Origin of the sequence: Niameybacter sp. (assembly GCF_036655075.1) — a bacterium.
Classification (GTDB): domain Bacteria; phylum Bacillota; class Clostridia; order Lachnospirales; family Cellulosilyticaceae; genus Holtiella.
In genome coordinates, this window is record NZ_JAVVQU010000016.1 from 1 (window position 1) to 21,109 (window position 21,109).

At 34.7% G+C, this 21,109-nt stretch carries 20 protein-coding genes; 2 read left to right on the plus strand and 18 right to left on the minus strand.

What is annotated here, in order from left to right:
• Window positions 1-171: 171 nt before the first annotated feature.
• The 12 genes from RRY75_RS06095 to RRY75_RS06150 form a co-directional block, all read right to left on the minus strand.
• The gene (locus tag RRY75_RS06095; protein WP_332618039.1) at window positions 172-1,683 is read right to left on the minus strand and encodes an ABC transporter substrate-binding protein; all 1,512 of its coding nucleotides are present in this window, start codon (window positions 1,681-1,683) and stop codon (window positions 172-174) included.
• Window positions 1,684-1,725: 42 nt separating this feature from the next.
• Window positions 1,726-2,661, minus strand: coding sequence for a carbohydrate ABC transporter permease (locus RRY75_RS06100; protein ID WP_332618037.1), 936 nt, complete (start codon window positions 2,659-2,661; stop codon window positions 1,726-1,728).
• A 13-nt stretch (window positions 2,662-2,674) separates the two neighbouring features.
• Window positions 2,675-3,625, minus strand: coding sequence for an ABC transporter permease (locus RRY75_RS06105; RefSeq protein WP_332715967.1), 951 nt, complete (start codon window positions 3,623-3,625; stop codon window positions 2,675-2,677).
• A 340-nt stretch (window positions 3,626-3,965) separates the two neighbouring features.
• Entirely contained in the window at window positions 3,966-5,399 is a 1,434-nt protein-coding gene (locus RRY75_RS06110; RefSeq protein WP_332527535.1) for a sulfatase-like hydrolase/transferase, read from the minus strand.
• Window positions 5,400-5,644: 245 nt separating this feature from the next.
• Window positions 5,645-6,322, minus strand: a complete 678-nt coding sequence (locus RRY75_RS06115) for a GntR family transcriptional regulator (RefSeq protein ID WP_332494338.1) — start codon at window positions 6,320-6,322, stop codon at window positions 5,645-5,647.
• On the minus strand, window positions 6,288-7,211 hold the full coding sequence (ispE, locus tag RRY75_RS06120) for a 4-(cytidine 5'-diphospho)-2-C-methyl-D-erythritol kinase (RefSeq protein ID WP_332494337.1): 924 nt from the start codon (window positions 7,209-7,211) through the stop codon (window positions 6,288-6,290). The genes RRY75_RS06115 and ispE overlap by 35 nt, the downstream gene beginning before the upstream one ends.
• 196 nt (window positions 7,212-7,407) lie before the next feature.
• Complete coding sequence (locus tag RRY75_RS06125) at window positions 7,408-8,979, minus strand: DUF3794 and LysM peptidoglycan-binding domain-containing protein (protein ID WP_332527536.1); 1,572 nt, start codon at window positions 8,977-8,979, stop codon at window positions 7,408-7,410.
• 219 nt (window positions 8,980-9,198) lie between these two features.
• Window positions 9,199-10,041 (minus strand): sporulation peptidase YabG, encoded by an 843-nt coding sequence (yabG, locus tag RRY75_RS06130; RefSeq protein ID WP_332494334.1) that lies wholly within the window; start codon window positions 10,039-10,041, stop codon window positions 9,199-9,201.
• Between the two features lie 76 nt (window positions 10,042-10,117).
• Window positions 10,118-10,567, minus strand: a complete 450-nt coding sequence (locus tag RRY75_RS06135) for a hypothetical protein (protein WP_332494333.1) — start codon at window positions 10,565-10,567, stop codon at window positions 10,118-10,120.
• Window positions 10,568-10,791: 224 nt separating this feature from the next.
• Window positions 10,792-12,492 carry a phospho-sugar mutase gene (locus tag RRY75_RS06140; protein ID WP_332527537.1) on the minus strand — a complete coding sequence of 567 codons (1,701 nt, stop codon included), beginning with the start codon at window positions 12,490-12,492 and terminating at the stop codon, window positions 10,792-10,794.
• Window positions 12,493-12,768: 276 nt separating this feature from the next.
• On the minus strand, window positions 12,769-13,626 hold the full coding sequence (locus RRY75_RS06145; RefSeq protein ID WP_332527538.1) for a PEGA domain-containing protein: 858 nt from the start codon (window positions 13,624-13,626) through the stop codon (window positions 12,769-12,771).
• Between the two features lie 75 nt (window positions 13,627-13,701).
• The gene (locus RRY75_RS06150) at window positions 13,702-14,697 is read right to left on the minus strand and encodes a hypothetical protein (RefSeq protein WP_332492002.1); all 996 of its coding nucleotides are present in this window, start codon (window positions 14,695-14,697) and stop codon (window positions 13,702-13,704) included.
• A gap of 157 nt (window positions 14,698-14,854) precedes the next feature.
• Between RRY75_RS06150 and RRY75_RS06155 the strand changes: the two genes are divergently transcribed.
• Entirely contained in the window at window positions 14,855-15,736 is an 882-nt protein-coding gene (locus RRY75_RS06155) for a DUF4340 domain-containing protein (RefSeq protein WP_332527539.1), read from the plus strand.
• Window positions 15,737-15,854: 118 nt separating this feature from the next.
• On the opposite strand, the gene RRY75_RS06160 is transcribed toward RRY75_RS06155, so the two are convergent.
• The 3 genes from RRY75_RS06160 to RRY75_RS06170 form a co-directional block, all read right to left on the minus strand.
• Window positions 15,855-17,213 (minus strand): CCA tRNA nucleotidyltransferase, encoded by a 1,359-nt coding sequence (locus RRY75_RS06160; protein ID WP_332492006.1) that lies wholly within the window; start codon window positions 17,211-17,213, stop codon window positions 15,855-15,857.
• 125 nt (window positions 17,214-17,338) lie between these two features.
• A complete protein-coding gene (locus RRY75_RS06165) occupies window positions 17,339-17,482 on the minus strand; it encodes a hypothetical protein (protein WP_332492008.1) in 144 nt (47 codons plus the stop codon).
• Between the two features lie 76 nt (window positions 17,483-17,558).
• Complete coding sequence (locus RRY75_RS06170; protein WP_332492009.1) at window positions 17,559-19,097, minus strand: oligosaccharide flippase family protein; 1,539 nt, start codon at window positions 19,095-19,097, stop codon at window positions 17,559-17,561.
• Window positions 19,098-19,227: 130 nt separating this feature from the next.
• Here RRY75_RS06170 and RRY75_RS06175 point away from each other — a divergent pair, with 130 nt between their 5' ends.
• On the plus strand, window positions 19,228-19,386 hold the full coding sequence (locus RRY75_RS06175; RefSeq protein ID WP_332527540.1) for a hypothetical protein: 159 nt from the start codon (window positions 19,228-19,230) through the stop codon (window positions 19,384-19,386).
• Between the two features lie 88 nt (window positions 19,387-19,474).
• Here the strand turns inward: RRY75_RS06175 and RRY75_RS06180 are convergent, their stop codons facing one another.
• From RRY75_RS06180 to RRY75_RS06190, 3 genes are all read right to left on the minus strand, one after another.
• A complete protein-coding gene (locus tag RRY75_RS06180) occupies window positions 19,475-19,762 on the minus strand; it encodes a cupin domain-containing protein (protein WP_332492011.1) in 288 nt (95 codons plus the stop codon).
• A gap of 69 nt (window positions 19,763-19,831) precedes the next feature.
• Window positions 19,832-20,464: a hypothetical protein gene (locus tag RRY75_RS06185; RefSeq protein ID WP_332527541.1), complete on the minus strand. Its 633-nt coding sequence runs from the start codon at window positions 20,462-20,464 to the stop codon at window positions 19,832-19,834.
• A gap of 61 nt (window positions 20,465-20,525) precedes the next feature.
• A complete protein-coding gene (locus RRY75_RS06190) occupies window positions 20,526-20,957 on the minus strand; it encodes a YaiI/YqxD family protein (RefSeq protein WP_332492014.1) in 432 nt (143 codons plus the stop codon).
• Between the last annotated feature and the right edge of the window lie 152 nt (window positions 20,958-21,109).

Genomic DNA, 21,109 nt, shown 5'->3' on the forward strand with positions numbered 1-21,109 from the left:
GAATCTTAATCACTTTCATTTAATAAATTCAAAAATGTAAACTGAAAACGTAAACATATATTCTTAAACTGTAACTTCTATCCATTATAAAAGGGCAATCTCCTGAATAGGATCTTACCCTTTTTATAGTGGATAACTCATTTTATCTATTGAGTATTTTATCGTAATGTATTATTGTGAAATAAATGCATCAATTTGACTTTGCATTTCATCCATAATTGCTTGAAGTCCTGCTTGGTATAACTTTTCATTAAATACTTTAAGTACGCCTTCTACATCTGCTACACTTCCTGTGAACACTTGTGAATAGTATTGTTGTGAGACATTTTTAACTGCTGCTAATTGGTTTTTAACTGGTTCCCCATCAAATGAGAATCCAAATAATGGTGCCACCTCACATGTTGTATTAAATTCTTTAAATTTCTCCCATTTGTCTACTGGGTCAGGATCGACTGTATAACCGATAAAGTGGTTACCAAGTGTATAAGATGGCATTCTATAGTTTGCTGATGCATCTAAGAATTTAATAGAATTATCACCTGTTTTTTCATAGTGTTCTCCTTCAATCCCATAAGTTAAAAGATTTTTTACATATGGATCTGTATTAAGTAAGTTTAAGAATGCTACAGCTTTACCTGGATTTTGAGAAGTAATAGATACCGCATGCATTGAACCCATTGTAGATGTTGTTGCAACAATTGGTCTGGCTACTGGTACTACTGTAACAGGATATCCATCTGACCTTTCCCAAATTTGTTCAGCATATGGTTGATAGTGACCAAAGTCTACAAATCTTGTTTTAGGTTTTTTAGGATTTGTTGCTGCATCTGCTGGCACATAACCAGCTTCATAGAATGCTCGCATTTGCTTTGCAAACTCTAAAGCAAATTCTGATTCCATTGGGTTAATAACTTTATAAATGTCTCCTGTATATGTAGTCCCTGCTGGTACCATTTCACTTGCATGCATATCATATCCTGCATAGAATACTGGTTTAAGACCATTTTTGTTAACACCTAGTACACTTGTTTCAGGCACTGCTTCTTGAGCTTTAGCTAACAATGGTTCTAATACATCTAATGAATCAATCATCTCTGGAAGCTCAATACTAGCCTTTTCTATAATTTCTGTAGAGAATTTTAATGATGGTGCCCATGGTAATTCTTTTTGAGTTGGAACAGCAAATATCTGTCCATCTACTGTAATACCTTCCCAGAATTTTTCATCTATAGCATCATACATTTCTTTGCCTTCATTCTCAAGGTAAGGTGTCAAATCTACAAATGCGCCTCTTGAAGCATTGAGTACATAAGGATTATCTCCACTTGATGTAAAGCAAATATCAAAAGCCTCCCCTGAGTTAATCATAACTGGCATTTTTTCATTATAATCTGCATAAGACATTGTTGTGATATCTATCGTTGTGTTGATTTTTTCAAGTGTGTACTCATTAAGTGCTGCTTGAACTTTTTCTAAATCAGTTGGTGGTTCATTAGCTACAGTGTACCATATAAGATTTGTAGGTTTTTCATCTTTCTTATCTACAGCTATATCTTCCCCTACTGCTCCTGTTTCTTTGTTTGTATCTACTGCCGTATCTCCACCTGAACACCCTGTAAGTGTGGCACTTACGAACATAATTGATGCCATTAATACTGTTGATACCCTTAATCTTTTTGACATATTCAAATCCTCCTCTTTTTTGTAAATCATATATATTGCAACTTATCCTTTTACTGCTCCAACAGTTAATCCACTAATAAAATATTTTTGGAAAAACGGATAAGCACATGCAATCGGTAATGTAGAAAGTACAACTATCGCCATTTTAGCTGTTTCTGTTGGTAGGTTGGCAATAGAATCTAAGAACCCAGCCCCCATCTTATCAGCATTTTGTGATATAAATTCCATATTCCTTTCAATTTGCATTAATAAATATTGGAGTGTGTAAAGAGATTCTTTTTCTGTATACAACATAGACGGCATCCATTGATTCCAATATGCCAGTGTTAAGAATAATCCTATTGTTGCAATCCCTGGTACTGAAATAGGTAATACTATTTTAAAGAATGTTTTCATTTCACTCGCACCATCAATCCTCGCAGACTCAATAATTTCATCTGGAACTGTTGTTTTAATAAACGTTCTAAGTACGATGATATTGAAGGCCGATACTGCACCTGGAATGATTAAAGCCCATAGTGTATTTTTCCATCCTAACATTCGTGTAATAAGCATATACCTTGCTACCATACCTCCATTGAAAAGCATCGTCACTAACATTACATAGCTTAAAAATTTCTGTAACTTGTATTCTTTTCTTGTTAATACATAAGCATAGGTTGTTGTAAGTACAAGTCCGATTACTGTTCCTGATATTGTAATAATGATAGAATTCGCAAATGCTTTCATAAGCATTCCTCCATCTTGTAATACATATTCATAGGCATCCATTGACCATTCTTTAGGAATGAATTGGAACCCCATTTCATTGATAGATGCTTCACTAGATAATGAAATAATGGCTACAAACACAAGAGGTATCAAACAACATAATGCTAAAAGTGTAAATAAAGCAACAATAGCTATATTTACCTTTTTTGATACATTTAAAAATTGATTTTGTACGTCTTCTTCTTTTTCTTTTCTTTTAAATATCATAACTTACTCCTTTCTAGAACATCGCATTCTCATTATCAAGTCGTCTTACAACCCAGTTTGCTGTGATGATTGTCATACAGCCTATACCAGATTGGAATACTGCTGCAGCAGAACTCATACCTACATCACCCATACCCATTAATGCACGATATACATAAGTATCGATAACATTAGTTACAGGATAAAGTGCACCTGCGTCTCTCGGTAACTGATAGAATAATCCAAAGTCTGCATTGAAAATTTTACCTACAGCCATAATAAACATAATTGTCATGATTGGTTTTAAAAATGGTAACGTAATAAATTTAATTTGTTGCCATTTAGTTGCACCATCAATAAGTGCTGCCTCGTAATAGGTTTTATCGATACCCGCAATAGCTGCTAAGTATACGACCGCTCCATAACCCATCGTTTTCCATACATTCATGATGATAATGATGCCTGGCCACATCTCAGCCTGTGAGTACCAACTAATTGGGTCTTGGCCAAATGATGTCAATACGGAGTTAATTAATCCCTTATCAGAGCTTAAAAATGCAAAGGCTAAGTAACTTACTACTACCCACGATAAGAAGTGAGGGAAGAACATTATAGTTTGGAATACTTTACCTAATGTCTTTTGTAAAATTTCATTTAACAACAAGGCTAAGCATACTGGAATGACAACACCTAATATGATAAATACAATGTTATAAAGAATTGTATTTCGTATTGCAATCCATGCTTCATTTGAGGCAAATAAGAACTCAAAGTTTTCAAATCCTACCCACTTACTATTCATAAAACTATGAATAAATCCATGCGGTGTATTTCTGAAATCTTTGAAAGCTAATAGCACCCCTGACATTGGAATATACGCAAATACCACAAACCAAATAAAAGTTGGTAAAGCAATTAGGCTTAATTCCCAGTCAGATTTTGTAAACTTAAATCCTTTTAAATTGTTTTTCTTTCTATCCTTCAAATCCATTCCCCTTTCTAGCATATAGTTCATTTTTTTTTTACATAAATCATTTGTTTTGTGCATTTTATTTATTTTTTTACCTTTTGTTAAACAATTGTTTAATTTTGTTATTTATATTTACATATATTAATAATATTAATTATAAAAATCAACTATTTTTAACATATTTCAATTTATCATTAAGTTATTTTAATTTTGATTTACATTTTGAATTTTTTATTTTACATTTTATGCTTTTTGCACCTATTTTACTCTATTCATCTCACTAACTTTTACTAATTATGTACAAAAAAAAGACAATTGCCTTGGAACTACAATTGCCTTTTTAAAAATTCACTTACTAATGCAATACATCCACCGCTTCACACACTGTAGAATGGAATCCTGGCCACTTGAAAACATCTTCGTCATGAGTAGGTGCTTTGTCTAAAATCAAATGACCCTCTTGAAGTAGCTCTGGATTATAAGCTTGAATACCTTTTTTCACTTCTTCCCTAAGTTCCTTAAGGCTTTCATAATAGGCTTCATTCTCTACTAAATTGCATTGTTCATAAGGATCCTTATTCAGATCAAATAATAACTCTGCCCCTCCAAATCGCGTAATCATATACTTAATATTATTTTTCATCGCACAAAATGTATTGTTCTCACAGTTTCCAAAGAAAGGTCTATCTTCTGTCTCTTTGATGACATCAAATACACTTTTTCCGTCTAATTGCGCTGTTGGTGCAATCCCTACCATTTCTAAGATAGAAGGATAAATATCACTTAACTCTACAAGATTTGAACACCTTTTGCCCTTGTACTCCTGCATCACATGAGTAGGTGGCTTAATAATAAATGGAACATGAGCTGCACCTTCCATATAGTTAAATTTAGCTCCCATATGGTGGTCTCCCATCATATCCCCATGGTCTGATGTAAATATAATCCATGTATTATCAAATAGTCCTTCCTCTCTCATTCTGGCAAATAATAAGCCTAATGAGTAATCTATTTGTGTAATACATGCATAGTAAGCACGTTTGATTTCTTTAAGTTGTACGTCTTTAAATAGGTGCATATTATTTAGGGCATAGGTATGACGCAAGAAGCCTTGTGGCATCTTATCTATATCTTGTGACCAGTCTCCATAAATAGGTGATTCTACATCTATACCTTGATAAAGCGTCCAATAATTAAGGCATGGATCAAGTGGTGGATGAGGTTTAGAAAAACTTGTCCACATAAAAAATGGTCTCGTTGTATCTCGTGTTTCAATAAAATCTATAGACTGATCTACTGTCCATGTGGTCAAACTATCATTTTCATGTACCGTTGATATCACAGGCTCTACCTCATTTTCACCTACACCATGGTGTTTAGGATTCACATGACTGCCTTTTTTTCTATATTCACGATAGTAATCAAGTGGCAACAGCATATGTTCAAACCCATAATGTGCTCTTGGTGGTTCAAAGTGCATTTTACCTACTGCTCTTGTTTGATAGCCTTCATCCGTTAATCGAGATGGCAAAGTTTGATTTTCGGTCATTACCTTGTAATGATTCATATTATTCGTAATTCCTGATGTATACCCTTTTTTCCCTGTCATAATTGTTGTACGTGAAGGTACGCAAATAGGACAATCTGCATAACATCTAGTAAAAGTGATGCCTTGACTGACAAGCCAATTAAGATGTGGTGTATAAATGGAGTGATTGCCCAACTTTTGTATCGTATCAAAACGTTGCTGATCTGTTGTAATCAATAAAACATTTGGTTTATTACTCATGTTAGTCCCTCTCTTATTCTGTGCTATTAGGTTATTTATTTGGATACTAATCTTAGTTCTTCAAAGAATAACATATGGGTATATACATATACAACTTTATTTTTAAAATTATTTATAATTGTCATTATTATGTCTTTAAATAAGTTTACAAAAACATTATTGTAAAAATAAAATGTAAATTATTGTACTCAAATAGGCTAAGATGACTTAGTAAATAAGTCATCTTAGCCTATTTGAGTACAATATTATTTTTTACTATTAATAAATTTCATAATAGAATTACATTGTGTTTCTATGTGCTTTGTAGCAAGTTTGGAGGCCACTTCTTCTTCACGTGCTTTGAGTGCCTTTAAAATTTCACTATGTTCAGCAATAACTGTATGGCTTTGCTCTGTATTTTTCAAGTACGCAATACGATAACGTTGCACTTGCTCTCTCATATTGTTATAAAGTTGGATAAGCTTATCATTTTTAGAGGCTAAAGCAATGGTATCATGGAACTCGATGTCCTTTTGAATCATTACTTCAATATCATCTTCTTTTGCTGCATATTCATATTCTGTAATGATAAGTTGAAGCTTTAAGAAAGAACGTTCATCCATATGTTTGCACGCAAGTTTGGCTGCTAATGCTTCAAGTGAAGCACGTACTTGAAGTACATCTTCTATGTCCTTCTCTGTAAACTGTGCCACTTGTGCACCCTTACGTGCTACCATGACAACTAAACCTTCTAGTTCTAGTTTTCTAATTGCTTCTCTGATAGGTGTACGACTCACCCCTAGTTTTTCACCTAATTGGGTTTCCATTAATCTTTCTCCTGGCTCTAGCTCCCCATTTAAAATTGCTTTTCTAATGGTTTGAAATACAATGTCCCTTAGAGGCAAGTACTCATTTATTTTCATGTTTGTGTCTTTTTCTTTCATGCCTTCTTTTCCCCTCTCTTTTGGCCTTACAGAACGTACTGGTTACATGTACTTCTCTTAGTCCACATTTGTTCTTGAAGTATTCTGCTGCCAGTGCTGCTTCATATTTACTTGGGAAAATACCGAATACAGTTGGGCCACTACCACTCATCATACTACCTAATGCCCCCATACGTAACATATCTTGTTTAATATCTTCTATCTGTGGATGTAGCTGAATCGTTACATCTTCTAAAACATTTCCCATATGTGTCGTTAAATACTCTATGTCCTTTTTCTTAATGGCATCAACGTAGTTGTCTGTGTCTGGATGTAGCTGAATGTCTGGTACACTCAATGCCTTGTATACACTTGCCGTAGATACGCTAATATTAGGTTTAGCCAAAAGAATGTGCATAGATGGCAGTGATGGTAGTGGTGTAAGCACCTCTCCTATTCCCTCTGCTAATACTGTACCTCTTAAAATACAAAATGGCACATCTGCCCCTATCTCTACCCCCATCTCCATCAGTTGATGCTTACTATAATGTGTACTAAATAACTTATTTAACCCTACTAATACAGCAGCTGCATCACTACTACCTCCTGCAAGACCTGCTGCAACCGGAATACGTTTAAAAATATCTATATAAATACCAGTTTTTATATTGCTTACTTCTAAAAATTTTTCTGCTGCTTTATACGTAATATTTTTATCATCTTTAGGGAGCCATGCTAAGTTATTGTTGATGCGAATACCTGGGGTTTTAGTCTTTGTAACCGTAATCGTATCATGCAAATTGATTGTTTGCATAATCATTCTTAAGTCATGATACCCATTATCACGTTTGCCTACAACATCTAGAGTAAGGTTAATCTTGCCTCTAGCTTTAAGTACTATTGTATCCATTAGTAGCTCCTTCATTTTTAGTATTTTTTATATTATACCCCTTTAAAAAAGACTTAGTCAATGGAAATGCATTTCTTGTATACAAAAAACAAAGAGCACCCTATTTTATACACAGGGTACCCTTTTGTTTTATCTAATACCAATATCTTTATTTACACTAGAAATTAATTTTCAAATCATTACTCATTATATTTCTTTAGAACTTAGTTTTCTTTAAGATGATGAGTTTTTGACCAAAGTTAAGGGCTGTGTTCTCATCTAAATCATTAATTTCAACAATATCTTGAACGGTTGTATTAAAGCGTTTTGCAAGACTCCAAAGGTTATCACCTTTCTTAGCTGCGTAGACTGTCATACTTGGATAGTTGGCAAGCTCTTCCTTATCCATATCTTCTACATTGATTTGATTGATGGTTTGAACCATGTCTTTTTTATACACATTCACAACATAATCAAGTGTATAGTCAATCATTAGGTCATTTTTATTGTAGCTACTTACTTCAACATCTTTAGATTGTACTTTAACATCCACATAAGCATCCTTAGAAATGCCTTCACAGACAAACTCTTGATTAAATGGAATCATTTCTACTGCTGTTTGGACCATATTCATATTTTCTGGGTCAATATAAACCACCTTTGCTTCAAGCACACCACTAACTGTCAGCTTGTCACCATTCACTTGCTTTTCATCGATGATAGGTTTTAAGCTTACGCTAAAGATTTGTTCTGTATCAGGTGCCCCATTGTCTAAGGTAATCATATCTTTCTTAGAAGCTCTAGCCGTACCTTTTGATGCAAGATTCATATAGTCTGCTTCTGTGTTGGTCATTGTTACTTTTTTCCCTGGGCAATAGACATCAGCTACAATTGTCTCATCATTTTTGTCAAAGGTACTATACTTAGCTTCTACAATGCATTCTACTTCTACAATACGATCTTCTCCATCATAGTCTGGAGACGCTTGTACATAGGTAGGTTTCACACTCAATTCACAGTTCCAGTAAGCTTCTTCTTGTGGCTTTGTAATATCACTACTTCCTGCAAATGGAATACGGTGTTTAGCTACTTCAACTGGTTTATCTTCATCTTGACTTGTATACATCGTACAGATTTCCACAATACCATTGTAGAGAATTTCATTATCTGTACGTTTAATTTGTTCTTCTTTGATGTCTGTGTGTAACTTAAGGATTTCAGCAATACTTGGCTTACCTTGTGGAATTGTCAGTTCGTCCTTTACAATAAGTTTTTCTGTCCCTGATTGAGAAGGTTTCACAACACTCATGATCCCTGCACTTGTTTGAATAGGTCCTTCACTTCTTACATCTGTTACAATTTCTACTTCTTTAGGCTTTGTTGCTTCAACACCTACTCCAATAATTGCTTTAACATTTAGTTTACGCTCATTTAAAATATTCCAATGCATATGTTCAATATTATAGTTGAAGGCTATGCGTTGATTACTATCAACACCATCTAGAATCACAAAGTCTTCAAGAGGTATGCTTCCTTTCATGGTATAGATTTCTTTTGAGTTATTTTGAGGAACATAGAGAATAGTTGTATCAAGTTGCCCTTTATAAACAACTCTATCCTCTTGTACATCAATCTGATCAATATTAATATCTCCGTCTAAGTATAGCACTCTTTGCATGTCGGGCTTTCCATCTGGAACGATAATATCTCTTTCTTTAACAACTTGTACGTTTTCTCTTCTAGTCATTTCATTCAAGCCCATTTGTTTTCTTATAAGCTCTACTGACATCTTACGATCCTCCTCTTCTAACCTTTACACTCTACCTATGTATATGAGTAAGAGTTATCTAGTTATGCCATGATTTTACATTTTGGACTAACTTCTATTTCATTTATATTCAAGAACTTATTGTAATATGCTTTTTCTCCAATAAAAAAAAGAAGACAGTTTGGCGATTAACTGTCTTCTATCAAAAATAGGCGTGACAAAATGACTTATCCTCAGGCGTTAGGATTTTTCGCCATTAATACCAACTACTGGCCCACCTTTTCTGGCTACCCCTAGAGTCTCATACCCTCCTACACCTCTAAATTTGGTGACTGTATTTTTTATGGCTTCTTCTATGGATAGCACTTCATTGAATGGACAGTATGCAATACGTTCTACTATAAACACTGGGTCTAGTGCATGGATAAGGACTCTCTCTGGTGAGGCTGCATAATCTGCACCAGCTTCTAATAGTGCTTCAAAATAAGACTGGCATGCTCCGGCAAATATAATGAGCTGCTTACCTGTTTGGTTCACTTTTCTGGCTTCTTTTATAGCTTCAGCAAAGTATCTAGAGTTTTTGTACTCATTGATATCAAATAGATTTTTATACTTCTTATTTAATGAATCGTGTCCGGTCAAAACAAGTATATCTGGGTTGTGCTTTTGCAAAAGACTACTAATTTTTTTAGGTTGTTCAAACTCTAAGACGTTTTCACCTACCGCATTGACTCCCAATATATCATAGTACTTCATACATAGGCTCAGATAAAAGGTATCTCCATCTATGTGTAGTACTTTCCCTGTTTTTTGAAGTATGGGTTTGTGTTTGTCTTTCATAAGTTTTTTTTCTAACACCAAGTTTTTCACGGTCTCTTGGATTTGTTCCATCAAATCATTCTCTTTATTAGTAAATCGCATCCCTCCTGCCAGTTCTAAATCTTGTATTGGTGCATCTGCAATAATCCTGTAGGAAATTCCCTTTAGTTTAACAATACCATTTGGCTTGATTTCTACTACTTTAAATAAAACATCTCTATTGTATGAGATACGTACGACATAATCTCCAACTTCAATAACCATATACTACGACTCCTAGTTACGATATCTTTATATTTTATTACCTCACTAGGAAGTCCTATGACTATGTAGCCTATTTCTATGTATCATTCATATAGTATCGACAAGAAGTATATGTTGGCTCTCTTGGGTGCATTTTGATTTTAAAATCTATGTAAACGACGTTATCTCGGTAACCCAGATGCTGACGTTGTTTCCACACCGGAAAAATAGGTAAGTAAATCACATTCTTATATCGGCTAAAATGAATCATCTGTTTGACCTGTTTCATTTCTTTTATCTGCTTCATCTGTTTGGCCTTACTTATTAACTGAGCGGTTCTTTGCTCCATAGGCTTGTGTTGCATACTTTCTTGTCCAAGTTCTGTGCCCTTTCTACGTAATTTCCCAATACCTTTTTCTCTCTTATTGGCTTTTGCAATTTGTTTGTATGCTTTTTTTTCCTCGTGCTTTTTTTTAATAGAAGCAGCCCACTTGCTTACCGTATTTACAACTTTCATCACCTTTTCTAATAGATGTAACTTAATCATTTTCTTTCCCCCTTAGTCTCTTTTATCCATTTTACGCTGTACTTGTTTTACTATGTATTTATTTTGCGATGTACCTAACTTGTTGTGTGCTTATTTTGTCATGCATTTGTTTGATGAGATAATCCTAGCACCTTTTCCATTTCTTGAGAATCCTTAAGTAAAAAATAAGATGGTTCAAGGGGTTACATCCCTTGAACCATCTCAAAAAAACTTTTCATTTTTATCTATTTTATCCAAGGTGCAATGAATACATTAACAGCATCTTTAATCACTTCAACCCTACTTGTAGCATCTACTTCACTACTTCCCTTGACACCAATATAGAATTTAATCTTCGGTTCTGTACCAGATGGGCGTACACATACCCATGCCCCATCATCTAGTTGATAGTAGAGTACATTTGATTTAGGTAAGTTCCCTACACCTTGTTTGTAGTCTCTTGCATGGAGTACAGTATACGCTCCAAATGCCTTAGGTCCCTCTTCTCTTAAGTTTTCCATGACATTCTTAATTTTTTCTAATCCTTCTATTCCTTTTAAGGTAATAGATTGAACAGCTTCTTTATAATAACCATACTTTTCATATAAGGAAATAAGTCCATCATAGAGTGTCATACCCTTTGTCTTGTAATAGGCTGCCATTTCTGCTGCAAGCATACATGCAGCTACTGCATCTTTATCTCTTGCATAAGTTCCCGCTAAGCAACCATAGCTTTCTTCAAAGCCAAAGGCATAGTGTTTGTTGTGCTTGTCTTCAAAATTTCTAATTTGTTCACCTATGTATTTGAATCCTGTTAAGACTTCCATGACATCTACGCCATAGTCCTTACAGATTGGACGAATCATTTCTGTTGTTACAATAGTTTTAATGACTACACTATTATTTTCTAGCTTATGTTGGATGCTTCTTTGTGAAAGGATATATTCTGTAAGCATAGCTCCTAACATATTGCCGGTGAGTACTGTATATTCCCCTTCATGGTCACGTACAAGTACACCTACACGGTCTGCATCTGGGTCTGTACCCATTACTAAATCAGCACCTACTTCTTTAGCAAGGTCTATGGCTAACTTAAAGGCTTCCTTATTTTCTGGGTTAGGGCTTTCTACTGTTGGGAATGCACCATCTGGTTCTTCTTGCTCCTTAACAGTGTATACATTTTTGAAGCCCACTTCTTCAAGTATTCTTCTAACAGGTTTGTTGCCTGTCCCATGTAGCGGTGTATAGACAATCTTGAAGTCATCTGCTACTTGCTTAATAATCTCTGGATTTAAAACTTGTTGTTTCACTTCTTGAATATAAGCTTGGCATACAGCTTTTTCTATCATTTCTAACTTACCTGAAGTTAAAGCCTCTTGTTCATCCATTGTCTTAATGGTGCTAAAGTCTGTGATTGCATTCACTTCTTCAATAATCATTTGATCAAAGGGTGCAATAACTTGTGCCCCATCATTGCCATAGACTTTATAACCATTATATTCTGCTGGGTTATGGCTTGCTGTAATCACAATACCTGCATCACACTTTAAGTATCTTACTGCAAAAGAAAGTATAGGTACTGGTTTAACATAGTCAAATAAGTACGCTTTAATGCCATTTGCTGCAAGTACTAATGCAGCTTCCTTAGCGAATACATCGGAAAAATGTCTTGTATCATAAGCAATAACTACTTTAGGTTCGTTTAAAACTTGTCTATTTAAAAAGTTACAGAGCCCCTGTGTTGCTTTCCTTACAATATAAGAGTTCATTCTATTGGTTCCCGCACCGATTATCCCTCTTAATCCTGCTGTTCCAAATTCAAGCTCTGTATAAAACCTATCTTCAATTTCCTTTTCATTCCCCTGTAGTTCAAGTAATTCTTTCTTTGTTCCCTCATCGAATATGGGGCTTTCTAACCATTCTTCATATTTTTCTTGATAACTCATATTGAGTCCCCCTTAAAACCATATTTTTACACTTTTATATTATATTACAATTTTTTCCACTTTTAAAGTATAAAATATGCTTCTCTATCTCTTTGCATATAGAAAGGGGGGTTACATTTTCTTTAATGTAACCCCCCCCTTCTTGGTATCCTAATCTTTGTAGCCTTCTCTTTTAAGCGTAATACTATGCTCGCCTACCGCTATATTATCACTTCTACTTGAATACTCTGGTTCCACTGTTTCCTTGCTTTGAAGTGTTACTTGAAGACGTACTGTTTATTCTTGAAGTTGCCCAACTAAGTTTGTTTGTACGCTTTCAAAGTCTTCAAAGTTTAAATCGAGTGTTTCACCAGATTTAATAGTTGCTGTTGTTGTAATAGGCTCATACCCTTCTAAATGAAGCGTTATCTGATGCTGCTGTGCAGTTAAAGGTACTGTCTTCATCTCCTTTGATAAAGGTATTTGTCTATTTCCACCTATTTCCAAGTATCCTTCATAAGCTGGTAGCTCACCTAAGTAAACATAGCCCGCACGCGCTTCTACTTGAATTGCATAAACTTTATCTTCTATACCCGTTAATGTTAAGGTGTCATAATCCCCTACTTCATGCATATTGATGAGGTTACCTTCCTCATCCATAATGTGTGTATGTCCTGTATAATAGTAGACTTGACTTCCTATAGTAATCGTGCGATTAGACCTATCTATACCTAATCCTTTCATATCTACCTTTGTAAAAGATTCCTTTGCTAGTCTAATACATACAAGGTTATCCTTTACTGGTTGATAAACAACTTCTACAATACTCCCCACCTTTAACTGACTATACGGCATTTCATTTTCCTTGGTGTCTTGTATTTTAGTAATTGCTTTAACTTCATAAGTGATAACTTCTTTTTTTTCTAAATCAAGAATATCTATTTGTCCTTCCTTTATTGCTCTTACAACCCCTGTACTGGTCATGTAAAACTCATTATCTTCAGTCTGCGGTTTAGGAGTAGTCACTGCTGGCGTAATCGTTACTGTTTCTTTTACAAAGTACTTAATTCCTACAAACATCATTGCAAGTATAGCTGTAAAACCTATGATAGAAGAAATGATCATAGATTTTACAAAGATTTTATTCCTTTTCACTGTCTATCTCCTTTGTACCTTCTCTTTTTCTTTATTGTAATAGTTTTCTTTGGCATTCGTCAAATGACTTTCTCATTACAAATATTTTATCAGTTCCTCAGAAGCACGTATTTGATCTTCCTTATACACAAGCATGTTTTCCCATTTGTGCTCAAACATGCTATAGTTATTGCGATGTTTAGATGTGGCATACTTAAAACAGATATTGGAGTATTTCTCCGGAAATATGAGCATTGCCTTAAGCGCCCTTATTTCTTCTTGCTCTAATGTATGAATACGAGTATAACTATTAATTAAATAATCTAGCATGTTAATATCCCAGTTGTTTTTTTGCATGATCTTAGTCAATACATTAGCTAAGTCTAACAACTGAATGTTATACGTACAGTTATCTAAGTTAGTAATTTTATAAGTAGTCTCATCTATTTTTCCTACTGCATGATACGTAAAGTCATTGTGAAGAATGGTTTTATTAACTTTAGCCTTTTCAATGAGTTGATCTGCAATGTCATGAGTAACCAAATCTATTGCCTTATACTGCAAGCCTTCATATGCTTTATAACTATCTAAAAACATGATTTCAAACTTAGTTTTTTGAGAAAATCCTGAGATTTTTTTCTTCATTCTTTTAGCATCTAGCATACGCTTTTGAAAGTACTCATAAATGTTTTTAGGTCCCACACTATCTATATCTCTTACTTTAGATTCTATATGGTTAGCCGCTACATGGAACCTTGCAAGTACTTCAATTATTGCTTTTAATTCCTTCTGGTTTGCAAAATCTATTTCCGTCATCTTATCATAAGCTTGTAAGATAAAACATTTATCTAAACAAGCCCCATAAGGTACTTGCTTTTTACTTAAATAAATTTTATTAATCTCACTAAAACCTTTTTCTAATAACTGTTGGGTTACTTCATGCTCAAATACAATCTGTTCTTTTGGAATTAATGTTTTTCTAAGCAAGAGTTGCCCTTGCTTAGTGTCTAAGTAATAATTACTTCGACTATATTGGATTTTTTTTATACTAATGTCGTACTGAGCAAACACCTCATTGCCCACTTGTTTCATTCTGTTTCCCCCCCCTCAGTGTTCTTTTACTTCACCTTTCTTATGTATATGATACATCCTTAAAAAAAATATCTATTTTGAAGTTCTTTTGTACTATTCGTTCATAATTATATGATACAATAGACCCTATTAAGCATACAATTTGTTGAGGTGATCTATGAAACGTAAAGGATGGTTTATACCAATTGCAGTTTTTTTCATGTGTACTTGGTTCTTAATCATGTATGAACAAAGTACAAACGAGCCTTATTTAGCTCATACTTCTAATTTAGCACAGCTACCATGGGACAAAGATATTTCTGAAATACAAAGGGTTTATTTCTCTGCACATTCTTCTTCCTTTACAGCTGAACGTGTAGGCAATGATTGGTCTATAGTAAGCCCCATTGAATCTGATGCAGATTCTACATATATCTATAATGTTATTTCTCAATTTACTATCCCAGGCCTTATTCATACCATTGAAACAGGTGTAACAAATCCTTCTTCTTATGGGATTTTTGAGTATTCTCCATGTATTACTCTTATTGATCAGGCTGAATCCGAGTATACACTTATTGCAGGCAATGCCGCAAGTGAAACTACTTCTTACGTGTATAGTCCACTCACGCAATGTGTCTATACCATAAAAACAGATATTTTAAACTCAGTGTCTTCTGACTTATCTGATTGGAGAAGCAAAGACTATATCACCTTTGTCCCTGAACAAACTTCTAAGATAGATGTGATCACTGCTCATACCACTTATAGCTTACTCCCAAACCTAGAAAGTACAGATAAACCTTTTGTGGCTGATGGCCTATCTCCTATGGAGGTAGAGGATATTATAAACTTTTTAACAGTTTCTAAAGTAAGCCAATTTATTGTAGATCATGCACCTACGCACATTATCTCTTCTTATGGCTTTAATACACCTACTGTGAAAATAAAGCTTTATGATTTAGCCGGCAATGCCCAAACACTTTCTTTTGTGAAAATCCCAAATAGCATTAACTATTATGTGCTAGACCATAGTAAGGGCAATATTTACAAAGTTTAGTAATCCATAAGCCTATCATAAAATGCATAAATAACTTTCAAAAATGATTAAGCTATTTTAACTAAATAAAAAGAGCAATAAAACTCAGTTAGTTTTATTGCTCTTTTTATTTAGTTAACTAATGGTTATTGCTGTGACATCCATCCTTGATATAGGCTTCAAGGGCTTCTTTAGTATTCGCTTCTGGATGTTTCATCACATATGTTAAAAGGTGTTCAAGTAGGTCACCAACCGCTTTACCAGGTTGAACCCCAAGCTTAATCAAATCTCCACCATTCACTTTAAGCATCTTCAGATTATAGCATTCATGGCCTTCTACAATTTCAGTTTTAAGTGCACGAATAGATTCAATTGTTTGTTGCTTCATCAAATACTTATCTGGATTTTGTGCCTTAGCATCTACTTCATTAATAATAAGTAGCTTATCAAACAAAACTTCACCCGTTACTTTAAGTATTTCTTTAAGGTAAAACTTAGAAATGTGTTTTCTTAAGTGATAGTCATGCAAGCTTACAAGAAGGGTAACCTCTTTAATCGTTTGATTATCTAGTCTTAAATCCTTCAAAACATCTTTTGCAATCTCTGCACTTTTTTGAGGATGGTTGTAGAAATGGTCAATTCCTTTTGCATCTGTTGTTCTTGTAAGAGGCTTACCAATATCATGTAGTAGCACAGCAAGCCTTATCACTTGGTCTTTAGGGCTATGCTTCATGGCTACTAGCGTATGTTCTGCCACGCCATAAATGTGGTGTGGGTGATTCTGAGGTGTTTCGTAAGTCTTTAAAAACTCTGGTATTATATATTCTAAAAGTCCTAGTTCCTTTAACGTATCAATAGCTTCTGGTGTATCTGACATACAAATTTTCAAGAATTCATCACGTATACGTTCTTTACTTATGTTCGCTAATAGATGCTTACATGCTTTAATCCCCTCTATTGTATGAGGTGCTATGCTAAAGCCTAGTTGAGCCGAAAAGCGTACCGCACGTAATATACGTAGAGCATCTTCTGTAAAACGTTCCTTAGCATCACGAACAGATTTAATACAACCTTCTTCTATATGTTTTCTACCATTATAAGGGTCTACAAACCCTCGTACTGGATGGTAGGCAATGGCATTCATGGTAAAATCACGGCGAGATAAATCAAGTGTAATGTCTTCAACAAAACTCACACTTTCTGGTCTTCTAGAGTCTTTATATTCACCTTCAATACGGTAAGTCGTCACTTCATAGTGCTCTGTGTCTACAATAACTGTCACTGTTCCATGCTGAATACCTGTATCATAGGTACGCTTGAAGACACGTTTGACATCTTCAGGTTCTGCTGATGTAGTAATATCCCAATCATGAGGTATACGTCCCATAATCATATCACGTACACAGCCACCCACTACGTAGGCCTCGTAACCATGTTCTTCTAAAGTATCTATAATATATAGGGCATCTTGTGGAATCTCTCTATAATCCTTCAACATCTAATCCTCTTTCTTCTGTTTGTAAATTAGTATTCCCTTAATTATAGCATAGTAGACTCCTGCATTTCATGAAAAATTATCGTACTACAAAAATAAGGAGCTCTATGAGGAGCTCCTTGCCTACATTATTTTTTTCTTCTAAAACTATCGCCTGCACCATGTGTACCTGAACTTGTAAGGGTTTTGAATCCGTTAGATGCATTCATGGCATCTCGTGTGTTGTCTATTTTACTTTGAATTTTAGATTCTTGAGTTTGATGTTTGCTCATGGTATCATCTCCTATTCACTAGGATTTTGCCCAACCTGGTTAAATTTATGCCTTACATCCATTTGAAATTTTAACCTTACTTACTTCTAATGTCTAATACAGCCAAATCATCCTTCGTTACATTTTCTAAAAGGGTAAGTGCAATATAGTAAATAGTAAGTGTAATTGTTATTCCAAGTACAATTTGTATACCTAACTTCTCACTGTTTGGTAGTAAATAGAGTATCAATATTTTGGCGGTCATTCCCGCCGCAGTTGCTGCCAATGCAGGATGTACAAACCATTTAATGACCTGTACTTTGATATCTGTAACATGAACTAACCTGCGTACTTTTAAAAATGAAGTCAAAATACTAATCCCTATGTTTAATATAATAAATCCTTCTACCCCTTTAACCGGAATCAAGAAATAAATAAAGATGATGCTCAAAGCAGATTCTATAATACGATAAATCAAGCAGCTATTTTGTTCCCCTAATCCTTTCAAAATTCCATCTATAACAATTTCTATGTACATAAAAGGTGTCACAATAACTAAGAGTTGTAAAAGCTGACCTACTTGCCTATTATGATAAATGAGCATCCCTAATTCTCGTCCAAAGTTTAAGAAAATACTTACAACAATCATGGCTAGTACCATAATTAAATGAATAGACCTTCCTGATAAGCTCTCAACTCTTCCCCTGATTCCCCTTGCCTGTGCCCTTGCTATTTCTGGTGTCAATACAGTAGAGCAAGCTGTCAACAATGCAACCGGGAAGAACAGGATAGGAAAGACCATGCCTTGAATCATACCATACATGCTCATAGATTCCATTGCAGTTAAACCTGACTTCCTAAATCCAATAGGAATAAGTATATTTTGTAAAAGTGTAATAATTGAGCTAATATAGGCTGTTAAAGTAATTGGTAATAAAAGTCTCATAATGTTAATAAAAATATGCTGACTTACTTCTTCCTTGCTAGAATGCATAGCTCTTCTATCTGGGTCAGTTAGGTAGAGCATAACCATGTAGGTGAAAGAAAAGACTTCTCCTAATGTCATGGCACACCCTATAGCTGCACATGCATAAATCAGATCCTGTGCTCCAAATGTTTTTAAAAAAACAATAACTAAAGTAACCTTTACGACTTGCTCCATTACATCTGAGCTCACCGGTTTAATCATTTTCTTGACCGCATAGAAGTACCCCTTGATACAAGAAGATACCGTCATAAAAGGAATACTTAACGCCAACACGCGAAGTCCCAATACTGTCCTACCATCATTAATCACTTTATTGCCAATCACATCTCCAAAAGTAAATACACCAAATGCAATACATATACTTGCCACAATACTAATGCAGAAGAAAATATGCATAATCTTTTTAATACCTCTGCCATTGTTGTGACCAATCTCTTCCGCTATCATCTTCGAAACAGAAGTGCTCATTCCGGCTGAAGCAATTGTATAGGCCATCATGTACACAGTCATTGTTAGTTGATAAAGGCCTACACCTTCTGGTCCAATGCTATTCGATATATAGATAGTTGAGATGATGCCAAGTGCCTTAGTAATGACTGATCCCAATGTGGAAATAAAGGCACTTAAAGCTAACCCTTGTTTTTTCATTTTTTCACCCGCCTTGTCCTATTCTATACAGTATATGTGGACAACACTTCTTCCTATGCTATAAGTTGTAACTTCCTTCCACTTATAGCCATACACTACTATAGATACATTTTTTAGGAAAAGGAGCATTATGACAAGTACAGGTATGTCCGAGAATTCTACCCCCTTCTTAGCTGCTGGTGGTCATTACAATCCTACAAATCAACCTAGTGGTAATTCTGGTGCTAGACTTGGATGTGGTAATATTTATGCCTATGCAGTACCTATTTTAGAAACTTATATGAAATAAAACTTATTATTATCCACACCCTTATGTCTAATAGCATCAAAAAACCTTATTTCATCCACACTTTCCACAGCCACTCTAAGGATAAATCTTAAGACTGTTGAATAGTTAGGAGGGCTTTCGTCTTTTCTTTTGCAATAACATAGTGTTCTATCCTTGCATCAAAAGGTAGAAAGTCCCCTTCTTTTAGTGTAACACTTTGCCCATTCACAAAGTGAACTTGTACTTCTCCACAGATGACTTGTACAGTAGCAAGTCCCTTATAAGTATGCTGTGGGATAGCTGACTCTTCTTCAAATACAAAATAAATGGCTTTAAAGCTTTCATTTTCAGTTAATGTCACTTTCTCTCTTAATTCATGTACATTAATTGCTTTCATTCTGTATACCTTCCTATTTTAGCATTTGTCACTGTGCTATTTTGGCTATCCCTGCCTATTTTTATACCACTACTTTTTGATGGCATAGATATGTCTTTGAAGCTCTTCATATTTCATACCGCTGTCTTGTAAAAATCCTTCTACCCATGCTTGCCTAAAGACATAGAAATAAATAATATCCCCACCTACTTGCTTCCAGTACTTTTGATGAATACACTTCGTTCTTTTCCAAACAACTTCATCTACAGTGGATACTATTATTTCATTAACATCGTCACAGGGCATCCCCTCTAATAGGCAGTCATAAATCCTTTTGTAAAGTTCTCGTGCATCCATAGGCTTGTCTTGGGCCTTACAAATATGCATGCTTTTTGCTGTGTTTAAGCCATTTTCTCTAAAAATTGCCTGAGTTTCTTCCATAGTAATGTATTTATCATCTAGTAAAAGTGTAAAAATATAAGCTAAGCGGTATTCAACACTGTCTAGTTTTTCTTGTAACCACCTATGAATATCCTTACCCTGTACGCAGGTCTCTAATTTTCCTTCTGCTGGTTTGCCATAAAGCTTATGACTTTCTATTCTTAACTCTATTACCTCTGCTCTTTTTTCATTCCCCCACCTTAAAAGCTCCTCAATAAGCTGTTCTTGTAATTGTATTTTATGATATAGCCAATAATGAATTGGCCCTAACGTCTCACGCATATATGTCTCCTTTTAAAATCCATTCTAGCTAAAGCTATTAAAAATTAGTATGAGCATTTTTTTATAAGAGCATGTATCGTCTTAAACTCTTTTCAAATCGTTCATTATCTTCCTTGCTTCTTTTCTTAGGCCCTTTTGTTTTATTCCCCGCCTCCCTTGTAATCTTTGCAACATGTCTCCTAAAAAGTAATTCATCAATATTCTCTGGTGTATAGATCAATCCATTTTGGTTAATAGCATATGCCTTTTTAGCTAAAATCATTGTAGCAAGTCCATAATCTTGAGTCACTACAACATCTCCTGCTTCTACTTTATTAGCAATCACAAAATCTACTGCGTCTAACCCCTTTTGAATCAGTACTGTCTTTGCCCCTTCTCTTTCAATCAAGTGCGCTGTGTCACAAAAGATTATCGTTTCTATCTGAAAGGCTTGCCCAATTTTAATAGTTAAATCTATTACAGGACATCCATCTCCATCTATTAATATTTTCATCCCTCTCTCCCTCTATATCATTATCGTCCTATTTTTATTCATCTATAGTGCCATTCTCTAACTTCTAATTACAACCTACTTCTTAGTATATATCTTCTCATCGCACTTTGTCTCCCTTAATACCAAAGATCTCTTAAGTTTTTATTTATAAG